Annotated in this window: 18 protein-coding genes; 9 read left to right on the forward strand and 9 right to left on the reverse strand. The window is 28.5% G+C overall.

Annotated elements, in window-relative coordinates; translation table 11 throughout:
* Positions 1 to 152: 152 nt before the first annotated feature.
* The 4 genes from CLTEP_RS10540 to CLTEP_RS10555 all read right to left on the reverse strand — a co-directional run bounded on the left by CLTEP_RS10540 (position 153) and on the right by CLTEP_RS10555 (position 5,119).
* Complete coding sequence (locus CLTEP_RS10540; RefSeq protein WP_066826548.1) at positions 153 to 2,942, reverse strand: peptidoglycan-binding protein; 2,790 nt, start codon at positions 2,940 to 2,942, stop codon at positions 153 to 155.
* Positions 2,943 to 2,955: 13 nt separating this feature from the next.
* Entirely contained in the window at positions 2,956 to 4,230 is a 1,275-nt protein-coding gene (locus CLTEP_RS10545; protein ID WP_066826550.1) for a radical SAM/SPASM domain-containing protein, read from the reverse strand.
* 94 nt (positions 4,231 to 4,324) lie between these two features.
* Positions 4,325 to 4,549: a BhlA/UviB family holin-like peptide gene (locus CLTEP_RS10550; protein WP_066826551.1), complete on the reverse strand. Its 225-nt coding sequence runs from the start codon at positions 4,547 to 4,549 to the stop codon at positions 4,325 to 4,327.
* Positions 4,550 to 4,585: 36 nt separating this feature from the next.
* Positions 4,586 to 5,119, reverse strand: coding sequence for a sigma-70 family RNA polymerase sigma factor (locus CLTEP_RS10555; RefSeq protein ID WP_066826553.1), 534 nt, complete (start codon positions 5,117 to 5,119; stop codon positions 4,586 to 4,588).
* A gap of 264 nt (positions 5,120 to 5,383) precedes the next feature.
* Between CLTEP_RS10555 and CLTEP_RS10560 the strand changes: the two genes are divergently transcribed.
* The 4 genes from CLTEP_RS10560 to CLTEP_RS10575 all read left to right on the forward strand — a co-directional run bounded on the left by CLTEP_RS10560 (position 5,384) and on the right by CLTEP_RS10575 (position 10,514).
* A complete protein-coding gene (locus CLTEP_RS10560) occupies positions 5,384 to 7,090 on the forward strand; it encodes a YARHG domain-containing protein (protein ID WP_066826555.1) in 1,707 nt (568 codons plus the stop codon).
* 133 nt (positions 7,091 to 7,223) lie between these two features.
* Positions 7,224 to 7,736 carry a transposase gene (locus tag CLTEP_RS10565; protein WP_341372121.1) on the forward strand — a complete coding sequence of 171 codons (513 nt, stop codon included), beginning with the start codon at positions 7,224 to 7,226 and terminating at the stop codon, positions 7,734 to 7,736.
* A 226-nt stretch (positions 7,737 to 7,962) separates the two neighbouring features.
* Positions 7,963 to 9,378 (forward strand): YARHG domain-containing protein, encoded by a 1,416-nt coding sequence (locus CLTEP_RS10570; RefSeq protein ID WP_066826557.1) that lies wholly within the window; start codon positions 7,963 to 7,965, stop codon positions 9,376 to 9,378.
* Positions 9,379 to 9,605: 227 nt separating this feature from the next.
* Positions 9,606 to 10,514 carry a hypothetical protein gene (locus CLTEP_RS10575; protein ID WP_066826559.1) on the forward strand — a complete coding sequence of 303 codons (909 nt, stop codon included), beginning with the start codon at positions 9,606 to 9,608 and terminating at the stop codon, positions 10,512 to 10,514.
* A 167-nt stretch (positions 10,515 to 10,681) separates the two neighbouring features.
* On the opposite strand, the gene CLTEP_RS10580 is transcribed toward CLTEP_RS10575, so the two are convergent.
* A complete protein-coding gene (locus CLTEP_RS10580; protein ID WP_066826561.1) occupies positions 10,682 to 12,793 on the reverse strand; it encodes a methyl-accepting chemotaxis protein in 2,112 nt (703 codons plus the stop codon).
* Between the two features lie 537 nt (positions 12,794 to 13,330).
* On the opposite strand from CLTEP_RS10580, the gene CLTEP_RS10585 reads away from it, so the two are divergent.
* On the forward strand, positions 13,331 to 14,242 hold the full coding sequence (locus tag CLTEP_RS10585; RefSeq protein ID WP_066826563.1) for a hypothetical protein: 912 nt from the start codon (positions 13,331 to 13,333) through the stop codon (positions 14,240 to 14,242).
* A gap of 41 nt (positions 14,243 to 14,283) precedes the next feature.
* Here CLTEP_RS10585 and CLTEP_RS10590 read toward each other — a convergent pair whose 3' ends face one another.
* From CLTEP_RS10590 to CLTEP_RS10600, 3 genes are all read right to left on the reverse strand, one after another.
* The gene (locus CLTEP_RS10590; RefSeq protein WP_066826565.1) at positions 14,284 to 14,988 is read right to left on the reverse strand and encodes an ABC transporter permease subunit; all 705 of its coding nucleotides are present in this window, start codon (positions 14,986 to 14,988) and stop codon (positions 14,284 to 14,286) included.
* Positions 14,989 to 15,123: 135 nt separating this feature from the next.
* Complete coding sequence (locus CLTEP_RS10595) at positions 15,124 to 15,633, reverse strand: ABC transporter permease (RefSeq protein WP_066826567.1); 510 nt, start codon at positions 15,631 to 15,633, stop codon at positions 15,124 to 15,126.
* Positions 15,633 to 16,355, reverse strand: coding sequence for an ABC transporter ATP-binding protein (locus CLTEP_RS10600; protein WP_066826569.1), 723 nt, complete (start codon positions 16,353 to 16,355; stop codon positions 15,633 to 15,635). The genes CLTEP_RS10595 and CLTEP_RS10600 overlap by 1 nt, the downstream gene beginning before the upstream one ends.
* A 342-nt stretch (positions 16,356 to 16,697) precedes the next feature.
* On the opposite strand from CLTEP_RS10600, the gene CLTEP_RS10605 reads away from it, so the two are divergent.
* From CLTEP_RS10605 to CLTEP_RS10620, 4 genes are all read left to right on the forward strand, one after another.
* Positions 16,698 to 17,537 (forward strand): M55 family metallopeptidase, encoded by an 840-nt coding sequence (locus CLTEP_RS10605; RefSeq protein WP_066826571.1) that lies wholly within the window; start codon positions 16,698 to 16,700, stop codon positions 17,535 to 17,537.
* Between the two features lie 89 nt (positions 17,538 to 17,626).
* Entirely contained in the window at positions 17,627 to 19,279 is a 1,653-nt protein-coding gene (locus CLTEP_RS10610; protein ID WP_066826573.1) for an ATP-binding cassette domain-containing protein, read from the forward strand.
* Positions 19,280 to 19,497: 218 nt separating this feature from the next.
* Complete coding sequence (locus tag CLTEP_RS10615; protein ID WP_066826575.1) at positions 19,498 to 20,433, forward strand: NAD-dependent epimerase/dehydratase family protein; 936 nt, start codon at positions 19,498 to 19,500, stop codon at positions 20,431 to 20,433.
* A 69-nt stretch (positions 20,434 to 20,502) separates the two neighbouring features.
* Entirely contained in the window at positions 20,503 to 21,747 is a 1,245-nt protein-coding gene (locus CLTEP_RS10620; RefSeq protein ID WP_066826577.1) for an MFS transporter, read from the forward strand.
* A 173-nt stretch (positions 21,748 to 21,920) separates the two neighbouring features.
* Here the strand turns inward: CLTEP_RS10620 and CLTEP_RS10625 are convergent, their stop codons facing one another.
* On the reverse strand, positions 21,921 to 22,232 hold the full coding sequence (locus CLTEP_RS10625) for a hypothetical protein (RefSeq protein WP_161938369.1): 312 nt from the start codon (positions 22,230 to 22,232) through the stop codon (positions 21,921 to 21,923).
* Positions 22,233 to 22,624: the final 392 nt, after the last annotated feature.

The raw sequence follows: 22,624 nt of genomic DNA on the forward strand, positions 1-22,624 counted from the left end.
GATTAATCCAATATTTGCTAAGACATAATTTAAAAACAAAACTGGAAATTAATCATTAAAATTTCTTGGGGTAGGGGGAGGTGTAACTATTTTTAAGGCCTATCGGTTTGCAGGCTTCCCAGTTATTCAAGTAAATGTTAAAAAAATAAATTTTAGTAAAAACAAATTTTTAACTGGAATTTTGATGCGAAATCTCTGCCATCCTCACATTCACCTTGACAACTATAATGACATGGCATCTCTGATACATTCATACAACCAAGGCAACCATTTTCGCAATTTCTACATTCGTTTAATTTCTTATATTCAGCATCTATTTCTTCCAATACTACGGTATTTAACTTCTTATCCACAGGAGTATTTCCAATGTATAGCTTAAAATATTTAATGCAATCTTGCGTTCTCATATCATATATGCCATTCAAAACACAGCTATACCCTATTGCTATAAGTTTTCTCTGCATTTCTTTTATTTCTTCTTTACTTAATCCCATACTATACAAACTATACTTTTCACTTAATTTATCTATTGTCATTGGATCTGCAAAACCCAAGCTTGAAGTTTCTTCATAGTAATTAGAATAATATTTAAACTCATCATCTTTTTCTTGAAAATCCCTTACTGCATTAAAAGTGTTAGGTCCAAAATCACCATCTATATCTTTTTTTAAGCTATTATTTGCAAGCTTGTAGTATCCAAAAGCATAGAGCTTTTCTTGGATCCCTTTTAATTTCTCATTATTCATAATTCCTTTTCTAAATGCATAGTCTTTACTAACCAGTATATCTTGTATATATTTAATTATTCCAATATAAATATTTCCATCTAATTTAATCTTATTATCGATATTTTCTTTTATATTCTTCTGTATTTGTGCAATAGCATTCATAGTATTTGAGTCAAAGCTATTATCTAAGGATATATGGCTATAATTTATCAATTTTAAATAATTTTTAATTATACCCACTTTATAGTTTTTATCTCCTAACTTTAGATACGGTTTAATATCATTTTCAAAATAATATTCTTTCGTAAATAAACTTTTTTTATTATTTTTAGCTATAGATTGTAATTTGAACGTATACTTCTTTCTATAAACTTCATTAATTTTATCTTTTCTCAATGTAAATTCAAATACTTCCCCTTTCGTTGGTTCTAAATTTTCAAGCGTTATCATATTCCCATTTATTACTGTTTCATCTGCATTCTCACCTTTAGTGAATGTTATCTTCACATGATTACCTAGTACATCTATATTTGTAACCTTAGGTGGTTCAACATCAGCTATATTAAATTTACTATACTCTGTCCATTCACTTTCTTCTCCATCTTTAGATATAGATTTCAATTTAAATATATATTCCTGACCATATTGCAGACCGTTAATTTCAAATCTTTCTTCTACCGTTTCTTCTTTAAGTATCTTAATTAAATTATTGTCATTCTGTTCTACTGAATGTATATCTTCAAGTGCTTTTTCAGCTTCATTACATGGTATAATACTATTTGAATTTTCCTTTAACAACTTACAGAATCCAATATACACTTTTTCTTCTTTCTCTTTTAGATTTTTACATTGATAATCACGCTTTATAAATAAATTTAATATTGTTTTATATGCATTTTTACCTTTTGAAAAAGTTATTATGACATCATTTCCATTAACACTCACATTTATATTGTTTGGTGGTTCTAATCCATGTACTACGCCTTCGCCACACGGTTGTTGCTTATGTTCTCCCGTGCATTGACATCCACCATCACATATTTGAGTAGAACATTCACATCTGCCCTCACAATTTTGGCATTCATGTTCACATGTAGTTTGACACGTTTGACATCCCTCATCACTACATTGACAACTTTTTTGACATGTAGTTTCGCATTTTCCCAAACAATTCTGACATTCATGTTCACATGTAGTTTGACATCCTTCATCACTACATTGACAAGATTTCTCACATGCTTTTTGACATTCATACTCACATACTTTCTGACACGTTTGGCATCCTTCTACATAGCACTGACAGCTGTGTTCACATCTATTTTGGCAGCCCTCGTCACTGCATTGACAACTTTTTTGACATGTAGTTTCACATTTCCCCAAACAATTCTGACATTCATGTTCACATGTAGTTTGACATCCTTCATCACTACATTGACAAGATTTCTCACATGCTTTTTGACATTCATGCTCACATACTTCCATACAGTGTTTTTCACATGCTTTCTGACATGTTTGGCAGCCCTCTACAGAACACTGGCAGCTGTGTTCACATCTATTTTGGCATCCTTCGTCACTGCATTGACAAGATTTCTCACATGTTTCTTGACATCCATGCTCACATGCTTCCATACAATGTTTCTCACATGCTTTCTGACATGTTTGGCAGCCTTCTACAGAACACTGACAGCTGTGTTCACATCTATTTTGGCATCCTTCGTCACTACATTGACAAGATTTCTCACATGTTTCTTGACATCCATGCTCACATGCTTCCATACAGTGTTTCTCACATGCTTTCTGACACGTTTGGCAGCCTTCTACAGAACACTGACAGCTGTGTTCACATCTATTTTGGCAGCCTTCGTCACTGCATTGGCAAGATTTCTCACATGTTTCTTGACATCCATGCTCACATGCTTCCATACAGTGTTTCTCACATGCTTTCTGACATGTTTGGCAGCCTTCTACAGAACACTGACAACTGTGTTCACATCTGCTCTGGCATCCTTCGTCACTGCATTGACAACTTTTTTGACAACTTCTCTCGCATCCTTTTTGGCAATTCGTCTGACAACCAGTTTGACAACTTCCACATCCTTGATATGCCACCTCACAATCAGGATTACATATACCTTCAGTATGAATTACTCCCTCTCTATCTTTTGACTCCTGTAATTTATACTTAAATTTATCTAAAAACCTTTTTTTATCCATAAATTACACCCCTCTATTTCCTTTTTAATATTCCCTTATTTCTGAATCTTTCCACCACATTTTCGAACTGCTCTGCAGTTTTTCTTATTTGCACTGCCTCCCTGTAAAGACATTGATAATAAAAACACAATATTGATGGCATTATATTCAAATCTCCATTTGCAAAATAATTGTTTATTGTACATGCTCCGTCACATATCCTATAAAAAGGGCATTTTTTACAATCCATATCATCTGTTGAATGAACTTTTTTAGGATCAAATTTTTTTATTATATTCATACGTCTATTCTTGTTTGTTCCTTTATATATATCTCCAATTATAAATTCTCTACCAATTTCATCATTATCACTCATCTCTTGGCATGAATACAATGTTCCATCAGTACCTATGCTTGCAAACTTTGATGCTCCAAGTCCACATCTTCCATAAGCAAGAAGACCTTTTCCTGCTGTTCTAAATTCATTTTTTCGCTCTGCCTCTTTTATTTTGTCTATTTTCCTAAACATACTCTCAAAAGGACTCATTGAAAAATTTTTTCCTTCATACAAAAGGTCTAAATAATATTCTGCAGTAAGATGTATCTGTTTTTCCAATTCATTTTTTTCAGGTTCACTCCATTTACTAAATACGTTTACAATTGAAAACATATTTGTATAACCATGTTCCACAGCAAATTTATGATTATTTAAATATTCCTCTACGTTATCATGATCTACTGTTGCCCTGAAAGTCATATTTGGATTATATCTCAAAAACATCGCTATCTTTGGTGCTATTATGTCAAATGAACTCCTACCATCAGCACAAGGTCTATTAATATCTTGTGTTTTTTTATTTCCGTCAATACTTACCATAAATCCTATCTTGTTTTTTTTCATAAACTGAAGTTTCTCTTCATCAAGAAGAACTCCATTTGTCGTCATTGAAAGTTCAAAATTATCACCATATTTTTGTCTTATATAGTAAGTAAGAGGGACTATTACATCCTTCCATTTTAAAAGTGGTTCACCACCAAAAAAGTTTATACTTGGTATTTCTCCTCTTTCTTTTGCATTTGTAGCAAGATAATCTGCAGCATCCTTTGCCGTTTTTAATGTCATTGACCTCGGTTTTTGAACCACAAAACAGTATTTACATTTCAAATTACATGCTTGTGTTACAACTAAAAATGCTGATGTTATTTCAGGTAAAGAATCAGGCTCACCTTCCCTTCCATAAGTTTGAACACTTCTTTTAGATTTACTATTACATTTTTCTTTAGATAAACAACTTTTACATGAATTCATATTTTTCACTCCATTCTTTTTATTTGATAATTTCACAAATCGGTTTGTTTTTTCTTACACTCTTTATAAAGTAATTTTTCTTCAAATTGTAAACCTATTTTAAAATATGAGTTTTAATTTTATCCACATTATCTCTCACTTCTTCTATAATACTGAATTTTTCCGTAAGCTTGTTTATTATCTCATGATAACTTTTTTCTCTTTCTTCCTGCCTAATATCCCTTTTTTCCTGTGCTTTCAAAATATAAAATATAAGTGCCACTGTTAATGCTGCCCATACCCCCTGTGATGATGCCAATTTTATTATTTCATTCTCCATTAAACCACCTCCTCACACATAAAACATATAATTTCTTTATATCAATACCATATATTCACACTGTATATAAAGCTTCATCTTTTTTAATGCCCTATTCTTAGTTCTATTAATTGCCTGTCTTGAAACATGTAATTTTTCCGCAATTTCTGATTCTGAATATCCTTCAATAAATTCATATTCTATTACTTCTTTTTGTAAATTAGATAGCTTGTCCATAACTTCATATACCAATATTCTTGTTTCAACATCATCATCTTTCTTTCCTAATCTCTCTAATTCAATTCCAACCTCAAAATTATATATTTTTGTTTTATTTTTTAATATTCGATTATATTCATTTATGATAGATTTAAATATATAGTTTTTTATATCTTTTTCTTCTGTTATTACGTTTGGTATATTATATACTGCATTGATAAGAGCAATTATAAGTTCATTTGTGATATCATCATATCGAACTTTTCTACTGTGTTTTTTGATGATAGGCATAAACTCTTCTATGATTTTCATTAGAGCCTTATTATCCTTCATTTGCGACTTTTTAATCAATTCGTATAAACTCCATTTCATACATATACTTCCTAAAAAATATATCTATTAGTTAAAAAGTAATTTTTCTTCAAATTGTAAACCTATTTACAATAAAATATTTAAATGTACACGATCATTCTAAAAATTGACAAAAAAAGGAAATATCACCTTCACAGTGATATTTCCTTTTTTACCCTTATAAATCAAAACTAAAGCCAAGTTTCATTTAACAGTGTAGCAAAAATGTTATATAATGGTTATATAGCAAATTATGCTGTAACCCTTAATTTAATGGAGGTAAAAATGAAAAAATCAAAACACTTTAAACTGATAAGTTTACTAATATCACTGGTTATTATATGGATTATAACCGTTGGATGCTCAGCTAATCAAAATTGCAATACTTCTACTACAAAATACAACAATCAAAATTCTACTGCAGCTTCAAACATTCAAACAAATAACCTAAATTCAACTAATAGCACTAATACTCAAAAAAACGACAATAAAAGCAATGAAAACACCACTAAGAGCAACACAAGTAATGAAAATACTACTAAAAACAATACTGAAAACAGTACAAATGAAACAACTATAAACAATTCCAAAGATAATAACACATCTGCAAAAGATAAAAAATTATACATTAAAATAACAATAGCAAATAAAAAATTTGACCTGTCTACTCTCTTAAATGCAGAAGATGTACAGGATTTGAATGACTTCCAGTTATCCTTGCTTAGAAATGCCTATTATGCAAAACACGGATATAAATTCAAAATGGGAAAATACTCTAACTATTTTTCTAAGTACGATTGGTATATTCCAAAATATGATGATGTAGCAAACATGCTGTGCAATACTGATATTGATAACATCAACCTTATTCTTAAAATTGAAGGTAATAAAAAATCAGAAGAGAATATAGACAGTAATAACAAAGTATCCTCAGCAAAAAATACAAATAAATATAAAGGATTTATATTCCCCAATAGCGATAAAAAACTCATATCAAATGAAGAACTTAACTATTGCGACAAATTTACTCTTCTATTAGCCAAAAACGAATTATTTGCTCGTAAAGGCTACAGATTTAAAAACAAACAATTATTAAACTATTTTAGTAATATGAGTTGGTATACTCCAAATGATAATATTAAAAATTCAGTAGACGAACTGAACGAAATAGAAAAGAAAAATCTAGAATTGATTAATGAAAAGTATAATAATCTTTATTATTTATCAGGAGCTAAAGATAATACCTATGAAATAAACACTAAAATGGATTTAAATAACGATGGTATAAAAGAGAATATAAATATTTTATTTAAGAAAGATCCTTTAAATCCTTCTTTTAACTCATGGCATGAATATGATTTTACAATAAATTCAAATGGTAAAAAATATACATTTAAAGACACAGAATCGAATTTATATGCAAATCTATTCTTTGCTGATTTTGATGTGAATGATAATACCACTGAATTTTATCTAACTTCTGCTGGTCCTAGCGATGATCCAACTACTACTATTTTTCAATTATCGGAAAATGGTATTAAAAAGATTCTTACGTTACAAGGTTTTATAACTGGTTATGATGGTAAAGGAAATATATATACAGATTTCAGTTTCACAAATGATAAAAATCAAATACTACTTAGCTATTATAATCTAAAAAAAGGTGTTCAGCATCCTAATAACAATGAAATTATAGGTAAGTATCTGCAGTATGACTATCGCCTGATGCTTTTTAAAACACAACACGGACAATATGGCATTCCTGGTATTAGCCCTATAGGAGATAGTTATTATGAAGAAAATAAGGAATATCTAACTAAAAAAGTGGAAGATGGTGAACTAGTTAAAATAACCGACATCAATGAACCTCTGAAAATAATTTATGTATATTATGATGAATCATCTCCTGAGAGTATATGGAATTTACCTATTAGAGTAGAAACAAAGGATGGTTTAAGAGGATGGTTGCTTTATCTTAATGGTGGAGATTAAAATAGTTAAATATTAATTTATACAAAATAAAAAAATGGGGCTGTCGCACTAAATAATTAGTGCGTAGCTCTTTTTTTATAAAAAAATAAATCCCCCACTTCGAAAAGTAAGGGATTTATAGTAAAATATTAGTATGCTAAAACAAAATATTTTACAAAAAGATTATACTACTAATCAAAGATATTATCAATTAAAACTTCCAATAAATATCGGATGTATGATCCCAGTAGATGATTCGGTGCGTTTGCTAAGTCAATTTGTAGAGGAGATGAATTTAGAAGATTTATATTCGACTTATTCCCGAATTAGGGAAAATCGAGCAACGCCACGACAAATGCTGAAGATTGTACTTTATGCTTACATGAATAATATTTATTCATCACATGCTATGGAAAAAGCATGTCACCGTTACATTAATTTCATGTACCTTCTTGAAGATTCACCCAAACCAAATCATTCAACATTCGCAAGATTTAGAAGTTTACATTTTGCACCATGTGCAGAAAGAATTTTAGCTGAAATAACAAATTTTCTTCACACACTTGAAGAAATATCTGGATATGCAATATTTATAGATAATACAAAAATAGAAGCATGTGCAAACAAATATACTTTTGTTTGGAAATCTTGTTTTTTCATAAACTGAAGTTTCTCTTCATCAAGAATAACTCCATTTTTTGTCATTGAAAGTTCAAAATTATCACCATATTTTTGTCTTATATAGGAAATATTACATCCTTCACAGTGATATTTCCTTTTTTACCCTTATAAATCAAAACTAAAGCCAAATTTTATTTAACAGCATGGCAAAGATGTTATATAATGGTTATATAACAAATTATGCTGTAACCCTTAATTTAATGGAGGTAAAAATGAAAAAATCAAAACACTTTAAACTGATAAGTTTACTAATATCACTGGTTATTATATGGATTATAACCGTTGGATGCTCAGCTAATCAAAATTGCAATACTTCTACTACAAAAGATAATAGTCAAAATTCTGCTACAGCTTCAAACATTCAAACAAATAACCAAAATTCAACTAATAACACTAATACTCAAGAAAACAACTATACAAACAATAAAAACACCAATAAGAGCAACACAAGTAATAAAAACAATACAAATGAAACAACTATAAACAATTCCAAAGATAATAATACATCTGCAAAAGATAAAAAATCATACATTAAAATAACAATAGCAAATAAGGAATTTGACCTATCAGTTCTATTAAACCCAAAAGATGTACAAAATCTTGATAATTGGCAGTTATCATTGCTTAGAAATGCATATTATGCAAAACACGGATACAAATTTAAAATGGAAAAATACTCCAACTATTTTTCTAAATACGATTGGTATATCCCCAAATATGATAATGTGGAAAATTTCATTACTGATAGTGATACTAAAAATATTAATTTATTATTAGAATTAGAAAAAACTTTCTCTCAAAATTGTATTGATAATATAATAATCAATGAAAAGAATAATGGAGAAAATGATACATTTTATCTTGGAATGAAGATGGAAGATGCATTAAAAAAGTTAAAAGAACTAAAATTAGATTCAAAATTAAAAATCATGCAAACACCTGAAGAGAATTTAGTATGTAATTGTATTGACAACCATGGTGATGATGGGCATCCCCAAACACTTCTCTATATAGATACGGATTCAAAAGGTTTAGGTAACCCTAAAGATAGAATAGTATTTTCTCTCAAATTTGATATTAGAAACCATAGATTGATTAATATTGATCCTCCTAATATTCCAACATCATTAGGCTTAAAAATGGGAGATTCTTTAGATGATATGAAGAAGTTGTACGGTACTAACTACACAATCTATGGAAATGATACCCTTTTCCCTGAAGTAAGTGCTAATAATAAAATAAAGTATTGCAAAGTTGGATATATTTATGAATATAAGATAGATAATCATTATTTTAGGGTGTCTATTCTTAATAATGAAGTAATAACTTGGGAAATTTCAAAATTTAAAATACAAAAAAGAATCTATCTTTCTGATAAAACCTTTTGCCTATGTTGTACATTGAAGCCAGAAGATTTAGAAGGCTTAGACAAAAACGATTTAGCAATACTTAGAAATGCTTATTACGCTAAACATGGATATATATTTAAAATTAAGAAATATAATGATTACTTTTCTTATAACTGTCAATGGTATACCCCTCAATATGATAATGTAGATAGCTTACTTACAGAGACTGACAGAAAAAATATCGATTTAATTTTAAAATTTGAAAAAGCTCTTAGATAAGTGCTATATCAATTTATTACAAATAAACTGATATAGCACCTCAAAAGTAAATACTAATAAGTTCTTTTACTTTTTGATTATCCATAATTTTCTTAAAGGAAAATTAAAACTGGCTTTTGATATTTCAGAACTCAAAAATATTTTGTAATTATGATTGGGGAAATATGATATCAAATATGACACCATATCGTAAACAGAAATAAATTAATATCTATAAGAGGTATAATATGATGAAAAATTTTAAAAAAATTATTATTATATTAAGCATAATTATTTTTCTTATAATAAGTTATAATATATGGCAACAGCAAAAACATATAACTATAAATGAGAAAATAGCAAATACAACAAAATTTTCAAATAAAAAAAGAAAATCTTATGATGATTTGAATTATAAAAGAGATTTAAATAAAGATGGCACTAAAGAAGAAATAAGTATTATATTCAAACACATGGAAAATAATAGTATGCAAAATTATACTATTACTATAAATACCAAAGGTAAAAAATATACTTTTAAAAAAGATGATATATACAACGTATTTCCAAAAATTAACTTTGCCGATTTTGATATAAATGATAAATATATTGAATTCTATATAGAATCTGATGGTCCTAGTGATGATCCTAACTCTACAATTTATAGATTTGATAATGATATAAAAGAAATTTGTAATATACCTGGTACAATTGTTAGTTACGATGGATTTGGTAAAATATATACAACCTACAGTAAAACAAACGACAAATATAAAGTTCTTTTAAGTTACTATGATATAAATGAAAAAAAATTTGTTTTTAATGACAAAAATAATCTTATTGGTAAAAATCTTCAATATAATAACTCACTAATTCTTTTTACTGATTCTGCAGATACTTCAGGTGTAAATAAAGTAATTTGTAATAGCATAATAGATAATAACATGCAAAAGAAAGAAATACAAAAACTCTTAGATAGATATAATAAAGAAACCATAGTAAAAGTATGTAAACCAAACGAAATTTTAACAATAGTAGATATAGACAATACTTACCATGGAAATTTTAAAAATGGAAATCCCAAAAATATACGAATTAAAGTTAGAACTAATGATAATAAGGAAGGTTGGCTAGACTGGTTAAATGGAGGAGATTAAAAAATAATTACGGGCTCTAGTTAAATAATAATTTACACAAAAGTGCTATATCAATTTATTACAAATAAACTGATATAGCACTTAGCATTAGAACCTATAAATATTATCTATCTCTCATTATCGTGAACTACCACCAATACAAGCAAGGGGGTTTTCTTGTGTCGTTTCTATAAATCAAATCTATTGATAGAATCCTTCATTTCATCAGCTTTTTGTCCTAACTTCTTAGCATATTCCTTCATTTCATGCATAGCTGCATTCTGCTCTTCTATAGATGCTGATACTTCTTCTGTAGATGCCGCTGTTTCTTGACAAACTCTATTTATATCCTTAATATTACTTATAACCTTATCTTTTACATCGTTTAATTCATTAATTTGTGAATGTAAACCATGTATCTTATCTATTGAATCGACAATTGCATTCTCAATATCTTTAAAAATCTTTTCTGTACTTATAACTGCTTCATTTTGAGTTGAAAATATCTCTTTTGTATTATCAACTACTTCGACAGCCTTTTTAGCATCGCTTTCTATTTTATTTATAACATCTTGAACTTTATTAGCAGCCAAACTTGATTCTTCAGCTAATTTTCTTACTTCATCTGCAACAACTGCAAAACCTTTTCCCTGCTCTCCTGCTCTTGCAGCCTCTATAGCAGCATTTAATGCAAGCAAATTGGTTTGCTCAGCAATTTCGGAAATAGTATTAGTAAATTCGCTTATACTACTAATCTGATTTCCTAATGTATTTACAACCTCAAAAATATCCCTAATAGATTCATTAGTTACCTCTTGTTTATCAATTAACTGCTTTAATACTTGTATACCTTTATTTTCTAACTGCTTCATATTTTCAGCCGCTAACTTCATTTTATCTGCATTTTCTTTAATATTTTGAGTACTGTCATCTAAAATATTACCCTTCTGTACACCATCTTCAGCCAATTTAGTTTGTTCAAGTGTACCTTCTGCAATAACCTCAACAGCAGAAGAAATCTGATTAATTGTAGTAGATGCTTGTTCTGACATATCTACCAACATATGAGTAGATTCCCTTACTGAATTAGCAGAATTATTTGTTTTATTCACTAACTCTCTAAGGTTTTCAATCATTTCATTTACAGCTTGTTTCAACTCTCCAATCTCATCTTTTTCGGTAATTTTAACTTTATGAGCTAAATTTCCTTCACTGATCTTCTTACTTATTTCTTTTAATTCAAGAATTGGTTTTGTAAAATTCTTTGCTAATAAATAACTAAATACTAGTGATAGAAGTATAGAACATAAAATCAATATTGCTAAAATAGTTGACATTTTTTTCACTGTTCCAAATATATGCTCTTTATTTGCTGAAATGACAACATATGTACCTGTTGATTCATCATATTTTATATAAGCAACTCTATCTGTAATAACCTGTTTCGAATCCTCTAATGAATAATTTAAAAATCCATTCTTAGTTGATATGAATTTATCTACAATGTCTTTTGGCAACTTTAAATTTTTCTGTGTATTATATAGCACTTCACCTTTTGAATTAAGTATAATTATATTTTTATCAATACTTGCCTTTTCAATATTGTTTTTAAATTCATTTTTTATCTGTGCATCGTACTTATCGACCTCTTCATAAATATTATCAATATAATTCCCTGTACTAATAATCCAGTTCCATGGTTTAAATAACTGTGAATATGCTCTCTTAGGACTCAATTTGCCAGTACCCACATCTTTAGGTTTTTCCCACATAAAATCGGTATATCCATCGTTTTTGCCATCTTTAGCCGCACTTATTACCTCTCTCATAACCTTTTTTCCTTTAGGATCTGTAAGATCAATTCTATTTATTCCTTCTTTTTGTGGAATCATTGGATGTGCTATAAGAATACCATTTACATCATCTATCCAAAAATATCCTGTGCTACCATATCTTAAACTTTTTATCAAATCAATTGCTTTCTTCTTTGCCTCATCCTCACTTAAAATTCCAGATTTATATTCATTGTAGACATGATTAACAAGACTCATCGCATTTTCAACTTGATGCTTAATTTTATCATCATAACTTACCATCATTTCATTTTTAAGCACTTCAATATCCCTATTACTTTGGTTTAGCATATTCAGTGTTTCATTCGCTTTTACCTCAATAATTTGTTTTGCCTGTTGTTCAAGTGAATTACTTGTCAAAAATACCGTTACACTACCAGTAACAATAAGAATTATTGTTATTAGCAATGATATTACTAGCATTAATTTTGATTTGATACTTTTCATCTGTAAACCTCCCACTCTTTCGTTCTAATTTTTAGGCATTTGAAAAGAAATAACAAGTAAAAAGACTAGCATGCTTACTAGCTATTTTTTTGAAGATGTCTTAATAACCTTCTATATTAATATAGTGTATCTATTTATGTTATCGTTTAAAATTCTTGTAACTTTATTTGTACACTTGAGGTAATTTTTTAACTGCACAAAAAATAGCGAAATTAGCTTTTATACCATTGAACTTGTAATTCCCACAATTTATAATAATACCCTTTTGCTTTAAGCAATTGTTCGTGTATTCCTTGTTCAACAATTTCTCCCTATATAAGACTAATATTCTATCCACCATTTTTACTGCGCCTAATCTATGTGTAATCAAAACAGCAGTTTTATATTTTACCGATTTCATAAATTTGAGTTGATATAATTCTATTCATAGAAATATTGTATATATACACAAAATATGTTAAAATACCTATAGTATGGTTAAAAGTTTAATATACGCTAATTGTATACTAAATATTTGTGAAAGGTGTGAGAAATATTATGAAATATGATAATGCTTTATTGTATAATAAATTACGAAAAAAATTGTTTGTGTTTGTCACTTCTGTTATATTTGTGTCAGTATTCATGTATCAATCAACAGGACATAAAGTATTTGCAATTTGTAAGTTAGCTAATTTAAAAATGGTTGATGGAGGTGAAACAATATATGATAAGGCTATAAAAAGTGATAGTGAATATCTTAAAACCATATTTAAAAAAAATTCATCAGTAGCTTTAAATAAAGAAAATAAGGCACTTATTGGTATTGAAGGAACCGTGGTTACTGTAAGAAAAAACAAATTAACCATCAATATATCAAATTCAAGCGAAAATTCTCTAAAAGAACATTTGATAAACATTACTGTTGAAGGACATATGCCAGTTTTAGATAAAAATGATATAATTGCTGCTAATGTGAAAAAACAATCGGTTGGTTATGTCAGTAATGACATATACAAGAGAATTAATGGTATATACTATGATTTTAATAACAATAAGTGTAGCATTCCTGATTTTGCTTATGAAATAATATCTAGACCATTCATGGTTAAAGGTGATATTACTGATGTAGATACTGAATTAAAATGGTTAAATGTAAAAATAAATAAAATTTTCCATAATGCAGGACCTGTGGATTCTCCATACAAACTATATGAGAATATTAAGTTAAAAATACTCATACCATATGGTGGAAAGCTATCTGACAAAGAAAAGAATAGTATGAGAAAATTTTTACGCAAAGGTAAAGATATAATAGTTACATGTTCACAATACAATAATGTTTTGACAAATAAAAAATGCTTAGGTGTTTTTCCTAGTGATATTTATTACATTGATAATGGTAAGTTTTATGATGTGAATAATAAGGAAGAAAAAATTGAAAATGTTGATAGTATATCGAAACAATAAGGTTGTCGCATTAATTATTTAGTGCGACAACCTCTTATATCCTAACTTCTAAATATTACTTCCTCCCTACTGAACATATATCTTGCTATAGATATTGCAATTACCATATAAATCAAAGACGAAAATACTGCAAGACCTATATGTGTATAATTTATTATTCCCATAGTAATTTCTTTTAGAACTGCAGTCGCATTGACTATAGGCAATACAAACCAATGAATTCCCGCAATCTTAACATCAATTAAATATGATGAAAATGCTGCAAACATTCCTATCAATGTTACAGGAGTAAGATATGTTTGAGCTTCTTTAAATGATCTTGCATATATGCTTATCGATAACTCAAGTGCCCCAAATATCATTGTAGTTAATATTGCAAATACCGCTATCATAATAAATTGAGTTAGTCCTATTGTAACTGAAAGTCCACCATCAACGGCACCAAACATCTCAGGACTTATTAACATAGCTATATATATCCCAATTAAAGATGCCAATGCGGTTATCATACCCATTACTGTTATTGCAAAGAATTTTCCCCACAATAAAGACATTCTTCCTACTTGAGTTGTTAATAAAGGCTCTAATGTACCTCTTTCCTTCTCTCCAGCTCCTAAATCTATAGCTACTGGTAATGGACCAGTTGAACAATAAATTATAATCATCATAGGAAGTATCATGGAAAGTATCATCTTACCTAATCCTTCGCTCTCTTTAACTGCTGCTCTAGTTTTTATATTAGGCATTTGAAAGAAAATAACAAGTCAAAGATGCGACGTATATTTTGTGAAATACAAAGAGTTGGGTTCCGCTGATAGTAGTTCCTATCAACGGGTTCCGACGATGAAGTAGTTCGCAAAATAGACTAGCATACTGACTAGTTATTTTTTTGAAAATGCCTTAATAGGTGAAAGTATTGATGTATCTATATTTCTAGCATTTAATCTTTCAGTAACTATTAGTTTTGAGTATTCCTTTACATATGATGACACTATGTTTAATGCCATTGAAGATTTTGAGCTTGAGCTATCATAATATATTTCTAAATTTGCACTTTTTTCATTCTTTATAGCATCATCAAAACCTTTTGGTATAGTAACTGCTACAAATATTTTTCCCTTGTCTACAGCTTTTTCTATATCATCAACATCTATTACCTTTATATTGTCTTTTGATTCTAAAAAAGCTTTAAGCTTGCTATTATATTGATCTACAATGGCAATAGTAGTGCTTTTAGTTACTGTTTCTTTGTCATTACCCATACCTTTTCCCATAAAACCGAAAATTATTGGAAACAAAATAAGAGGAAGCAAAATGCCAACTATAAAAGTTTTTTTATCTCTGTATATGTCTAATATTTCTTTTTTAAATACTATACCTATAATTTTCATTACTTGACACCTACCAATCTCATAAATATTTCTTCCATATCATCATTATTGTATTTTTGTCTGAAATTTTCAATTGTTCCCTCTTCAACAATACTTCCTTTATTTATAATAACTATATTGTCACATAACTTTTCAACTTCCTTCATGCTATGGCTTGAGAATATTATAACTTTGCCTTCATTCTTACATTTCAGTATAAATTCCTGAACAATATTGGAAGATGTCACATCCAATCCTATTGTTGGTTCATCAAAGAGCATTACTTTAGGATTATGAACTATAGAACGAGCTATGGCTACTTTTTGCTTCATACCTCTTGAAAATTTTCCAACTCTTCTATCTATATATTCTTTCATATCGAGCATATCAGCTAAAACATCTATTCTTTCATCAATTGCATGCTTTGTCATTCCATTAAGTTCAGCAAAATATTTTATATTTTCTCTGGCTGAAAGTCTATCATATAAGCCTACTTCCCCTCCAAACAATATTCCTATTTCTCCTCTTACTTTGCTACTTTCCTTAATAATGTCATAACCATTGACATATGCTGTGCCATCTGTGGGTTTAAGCATAGTTGCAAGCATTCTCAATGTAGTTGTTTTACCTGCACCATTTTCACCTAATAATCCTACAATTTCACCTTCATTAACATGAAATGTAATTCCTTTTACCGCTTCTACATTTTTGAATTTCTTTTTTAGATTTTCAACTTTAATCACAGTAAGCCCTACCCCCTTATTTTTATTGTTTTTACAAATATTAATATATTATTTTATACACCTTTAAATGAGTAAAAATCATTACAATAAATTACAAATAATTTAACAACTCAATAACAAAGCAATATGATTTCTACACATGGATTTTGTGATAATATCTCCGTACTTACGAGTTATGCTAAAAATATTACCATAAAATTCTTATAAATTCAATAAATATAAATTTTATCATTGGATAAAATTGAAAAATGATATAGAATAGTTATAAGAGAACTGCATATGCTGGAATTGCAATAGTTCAAAAATTAAAAGTATTCTATTATAGTTATGGGGGCGATTTTTATGAAAATTTACATTTCTCTTGATATGGAGGGAATTGCAGGAACTTTTAATTGGAAGCAAGAGGATAAAGACAGGCAGAGTGTAAAAAAGCAAATAACAAATCAGGTTGAATGGGTAATTAAAGGTATAAAAGAAAGCTCAAAGAATTCTTCTATTGAAGAAATAGTCATTGCTGATTCACATTCAGGTGGAGACAATTTACATTATGATATTACCGAAATTGATGATAGAATTCATATTATTTCAGGTTATCCAAGGCCTCAATATATGATGCCTGCATTAGATGAATCATATGATTTGATATTTTTTGTAGGTTATCATGCAGGAGTGGGAACTTCATATGCAAGTATGGATCATACTTATTCGGGTAGCAGGGTACATAAAATATGGATTAATGATATTCCTATGAATGAAGCATTAATTAATAGTGCTTATGCTGCATACTATAATATTCCAGTTGCACTTGTAATAGGCGACAAAGCCTTAGAAAAGGAATTGATGGTGGAAAATGCTATGCCTTGGGTGAAATATGTTTGCACAAAAGAAGCATTAAGCAGATATTCAGCAAAGTTGAAACCTATAGGACAAGTAAAAAAAGAAACAATTGAGGCTGTTAAAAATGTATTAAATTCTGATATTGATAACTTTTCTATATATCAATTCAAAACTCCAGTAAAATTAACGATAGAATTCCAAACTAGTGCAATGGCTGATGTTGCAGCTCTTATGCCTGGAACTAAAAGGCTCGATGGAAGAACTCTAGAATTTACCCATGAAGATTATAAGATATTATTTGATGCTTTAATGGCTTTAATAACCTTAAGTTCTACGGTAAATTAGAATTGTTTTGCAATACGTATTTATACTGAAACTGTTAAACAAAGAAAAATTGTTGAATAAAATGAAATTGATAAACGAGAGGTAACATTATGAAAAAATATATATATAAAATAAAATTTTTTATACTAGCTCAAGTAATATTTAATATATTGGCAACGATATGTTTAGCTATTATGCCATATTTATCAAAGCTACTCTTCGATTCAGTAGCGGGAATTAGCAATTATAAACTTAAGTCATTGATAGCTATGTATATTGCTTGTGTTATAGGCCATTTGTTTTTTACATACATAGAAACAATATGTACATGGAAACAAGCACTAAAATTTGAAAGTAGTCTAAAAAATGACTTCTTTAGAGCAATAATTAATTATAGTTATAAAAGATTTTCATCAAAAAATATTGGAGAATATATTTCACTGCAAAGTAATGAAATAACTCAACTAGAGATGGATTATCTTACACCATTTGTGGACTTAATTAAATCTATTAATATATTAATTATTTATGGAATAATGCTTTTTATGTTTGTTGATTGGAGAATTTCAATAATAATTTTTGTTCTTTCTATTATTTCTGTATTGATAGGACCAAATCTTACATCAAAAAAATTGTCAGCTAGACGAAAAAAATATCTTAATAAAATGGGAGAATATTTCTCTAAAATAAAAGATTTATTAGAAGGATTTAAGTTAATTCAAAATAAAACAAGAAATAATATTTTTTTAGAACAAGAAAAAGTTCTTAAAGAAACTATTCGATATAGATTTCACTATGGTAAGCTTAAAACATTAGCAGGTACTATAAATGAAGCTTTCGTACTCATACTTCATATCATTTCCTTTGCATTGGTTGGATATTTATTGTTTAAACATGAAATTACTGCTGGAGTAGCAGTCGCTACGTTTGGATATTTAGATTGTTTTATAGATCCAATACAGTCTTTAATTTATGATATAAATTCAATAAATTCAACAAAAAGCATTAAAAATAAAGTTTTGGATTTTATAAGGTATGATAATGTACCAAGTAAATTGATTTCTAGAGATACATTTGACTTCAATGGTTCTAATATAAAATTTGATAATGTAACTGTTAAATATAACACATTTTCTCTAGATAATTTTTCTTATACGTTCGAAAAATGTAAGAAATATGCAATAATTGGACATAGTGGTTCTGGAAAATCTACCATAGTCAATGCATTAATGAAATATGTTGAATTGGATAGTGGAAACATATTGATTAATGGCGAAAACATAAAATATATAGACACTAGTAATTTGATTTGTTGCATAAATCAAAATGAGCATATATTTGCTACTGATTTTAATAATAATGTTACATTATTCGGTTCATATCCTTTGAATAATATTAGCTCTTTAATAAGAGTTTTAGACAAGAAAATGTTTAAATCAATAAAGGAAAAATCAAATTGTCAATTGCTTAGTGGTGGCGAGAAACAAGTTCTTAGTATTATAAGAGCTTGTTTAACTGATGCACCTATATATATTATGGACGAAGTATTTTCAGCTGCAGACATGAATACAAAACAAAAACTACAAAAATTTTTAATGTCTATTGATAATAAAACAATTATTATGATAACTCATGAGTTGTCTGAACATTTATCAGATTTTGATGAAATTCTGCTTATGGAAAATGGTAAACTTGTAAAGAGTGGTTCTTATAAAGAAATTTTAAAATCTGAATCATTTGCAAAATTACGCTCTGTTTCATAATCAATTTTGCAATACTCCCGCTTTTATGAGAGGGAGTATTGCAATTTTTGTTATAGCAAAGGAGTTTTTCTCTATGCTATATTGTACAAAATTTGTTAAATAACCAATATATTTAATATATAATGCTGATTAAAAAGGAAATATGTGTTATAATTTAGCATGTAATAGCCGTAAATTGAAATATATAGGTTATATTATAATACATGGAGGAAAATTATATGAAATCAATTTTAATTATGGGTGGAACAAGGTTTGTAAGTAGCTCTTTAGCAAAATATCTTATCAGTAAAGGGTATTATGTAGATATTCTTACAAGAGGTTTAAAAGCAACAAATTATGATGGATTTAGGAATCACTTAGTTTGTAATAGAAAATCAAAGAAAGAATTAGAAGATGTTTTAAAAGGGAAAAAATATGAATTTATTTTTGATATATCTGCATATACAAGAGAGGATGTTGAACTTCTCTTGACTTCGATAGATACCAGTATATTAAAAAAATATATATTTTGCTCAACAGGAGCAGTATACAAACCGAGTGATGATGTTATTGGAGAAGATTTTGAAAAAGGGAAAAATTCTAATTGGGGACAATATGGTATTGATAAAAAAGAAGCAGAAGATTTCATTATAAAGAGCAATATACCTTTTATAATATTTAGACCAACATACATATATGGCGAAAATAACAATTTATATAGAGAAACTTATTTTTTCGATAGAATTAAAAATAAGAAGCCTATACCAATGCCTTATGGAAATAATATAAAAACTCAATTCATATATATTGATGATTTAGTTAGAGTTTTTGAAAGTGCTATGTATAGTAAAAATAGCTGTGAGATATACAATGTTACAAATCCTGAGATTGTTTCATGGGAAGATTTGATATTAACTTGTGGTGAAGTTGTAGGAAAAAATCCTATTATAAAAAAAATAGATGTAAATGAAGTAAACACTGAATCAAGAACGTATTTCCCTTTTAGAGATGTAACATATATGCTTGATATAGCAAAGTTAATAGATGATGGATTTTATGTGCCAACTATTTCATTAAAGGAAGGATTAAGAAGAGCTTATAATTGGTATTTAGATGAAAAACCTAAATTGAATGATGCTAGAATGAATAAAGTTGATGAATTAGTTAGTGTATAGCTTATCAATTTTTCAATATTCCCACTTCATAGTACCAATGTTATTCCAGTATAATTAAGGGGGAACAATATGATTAAATTATTAAAGAATAGAAATGTAGTGATTCTGTGGATATCAAGAGCTTTATCTAGATTTGGAGATGCTTTAGAGAGTTTAGCTCTTATGTACTTAGTTTATGATTTGACGGGGTCAGGGCTTGCAATGGGAACGGTAATGCTATTTAGTATGATTCCTAATATAGTTATAAGTCCTATTGCAGGTGTTATTGTGGATAGATATAGCAAGAAGATTATAATGTTTACCGCTGAAATGGTGAGAACGGTATTTATACTGTTGATACCTATACTAATTTATACGGGTAATATTCAATTATGGCATATTTATGCTATATCAGTCATTGTATCTATTGCTGAAAGCTTTTTCGAGCCATGTAGTGGTGTGGTATTTACTTTGATAGTTAGTAAAGATGAATTACCATTATTGAACTCATTAAGTACAACTACCAATCACATCATGAGAATGGTAGGATATACAGCCGCAGGTATTATTATATCTTTCTCAAATAAAGGGATTCTATTTACAATAGATTCACTCACATTTCTTATATCTGCAATTGCAGCAATTATAATGACAATACCTAAAATAGAATCTAAAAAACTTGAAAAAATATCTGATATGGGGAAGGATTTTGTAGATGGATTAAAATACATATTTGGAAATGGAATAATACCTATTTTATTTTTGGCTATACTCATAGTAAATGCTTTAGGTGTACCTATTCTTCAATTTTTACCAATAACTGCAGAAAAAGTACTAAAATTAGATCCAACTTGGGCAGGATATTTTTTAACTATAAGCTCTATAGGAAATATTGTTGGAGGTATCATTTATCCTATTTTAGTAAAGAAAAATATGAAATTGAAAACTCTTTATCTATACGCATTAAACTTTATGGGATTATGTATACTTTTGGTGTGTTATTTCCCATTTAAATATATAGGAATTATTATGTTCTTCATTGTAGGAGTTTCATGCTCTTTGATTGGAATGTGGAGTTTTACTGAAATACAGAAAATTTGTGAAAAAGAATATTTTGGAAGAGTATGTTCGCTTACAAATATAGTGTTGTTAGCATCAATTCCATTCGCTTCAGCAGTAAGTGGATGGTTGATAGATAGAGTTTCATTATTGAATGTGTTTAAAGCAACTGGTATTCTTTTTATTATATCTGCAGTGGTTCTATATATACTTACTGGTAAAAAAATCAAAGTTTGTACAGAGGCTGAAGCAATATCAGACTGCAGTAAGGGTTAGAAAGTAATTATTTAGGCATTTGAAAGAAAATAACAAGTCAAAGATGCGACGTATATTTTGTGAAATACAAAGAGTTGGGTTCCGCTGATAGTAGGTTCTATCAACGGGTTCCAACGATGAAGTAGTTCGCAAAATAGGCTAGCATACTGACTAGTTATTTTTTTGAAAATGCCTTAATCAAGAATCCCCCACTTCAGCGTTAGAAGTAAGGGGGATTTTGTTTTTATTTCATCCAAATTATATCTTTTGATTAGTTCATCAGTAACATCTACATATTCCTTGAATGCAATTTTTACTTTTTTTAAATTTTCCTCTGAATTTGTCCTTGAATATCGCTCTCCATACACTATTACATCAATTAGGAAATGACATGAATGATATAGAAATTTTGCTTCAGATTTTTTACTCTTAGGAATTTTATAGGCTAGCTTATTTGCATGAAAATAATAGTTTTTTAATTCGTTAGATAAAGACATTAATGGCATTATCCTGTCACCTCCGACAGTTTCATCAATTACACGAAAAGTATTATCTTCAAATTTTGAAGTTTTTACAACCTTTTTAGCAACAGGACAGAGATTTCGCATCAAAATTCCAGTTAAAAATTTGTTTTTACTAAAATTTGTTTTTTTAACATTTACTTGAATAACTGGGAAGCCTGCAAACCGATAGGCCTTAAAAATAGTTACACCTCCCCCTACCCCAAGAAATTTTAATAATTAATTTCCAGTTTTGTTTTTAAATTATGTTTTAGCAAATATTGGATTAATCCAGTCTTCTTCTATAGTAAATCTTTCATCTCTTATATCTTCAATAATATCTATTTGTAACATTCGTTTTTTTCTAAAACCTCTAATACATCTAAAGAAATATAATT

It is taken from the genome of Clostridium tepidiprofundi DSM 19306, assembly GCF_001594005.1.
In the GTDB taxonomy this organism is placed as follows: domain Bacteria; phylum Bacillota; class Clostridia; order Clostridiales; family Clostridiaceae; genus Clostridium_AC; species Clostridium_AC tepidiprofundi.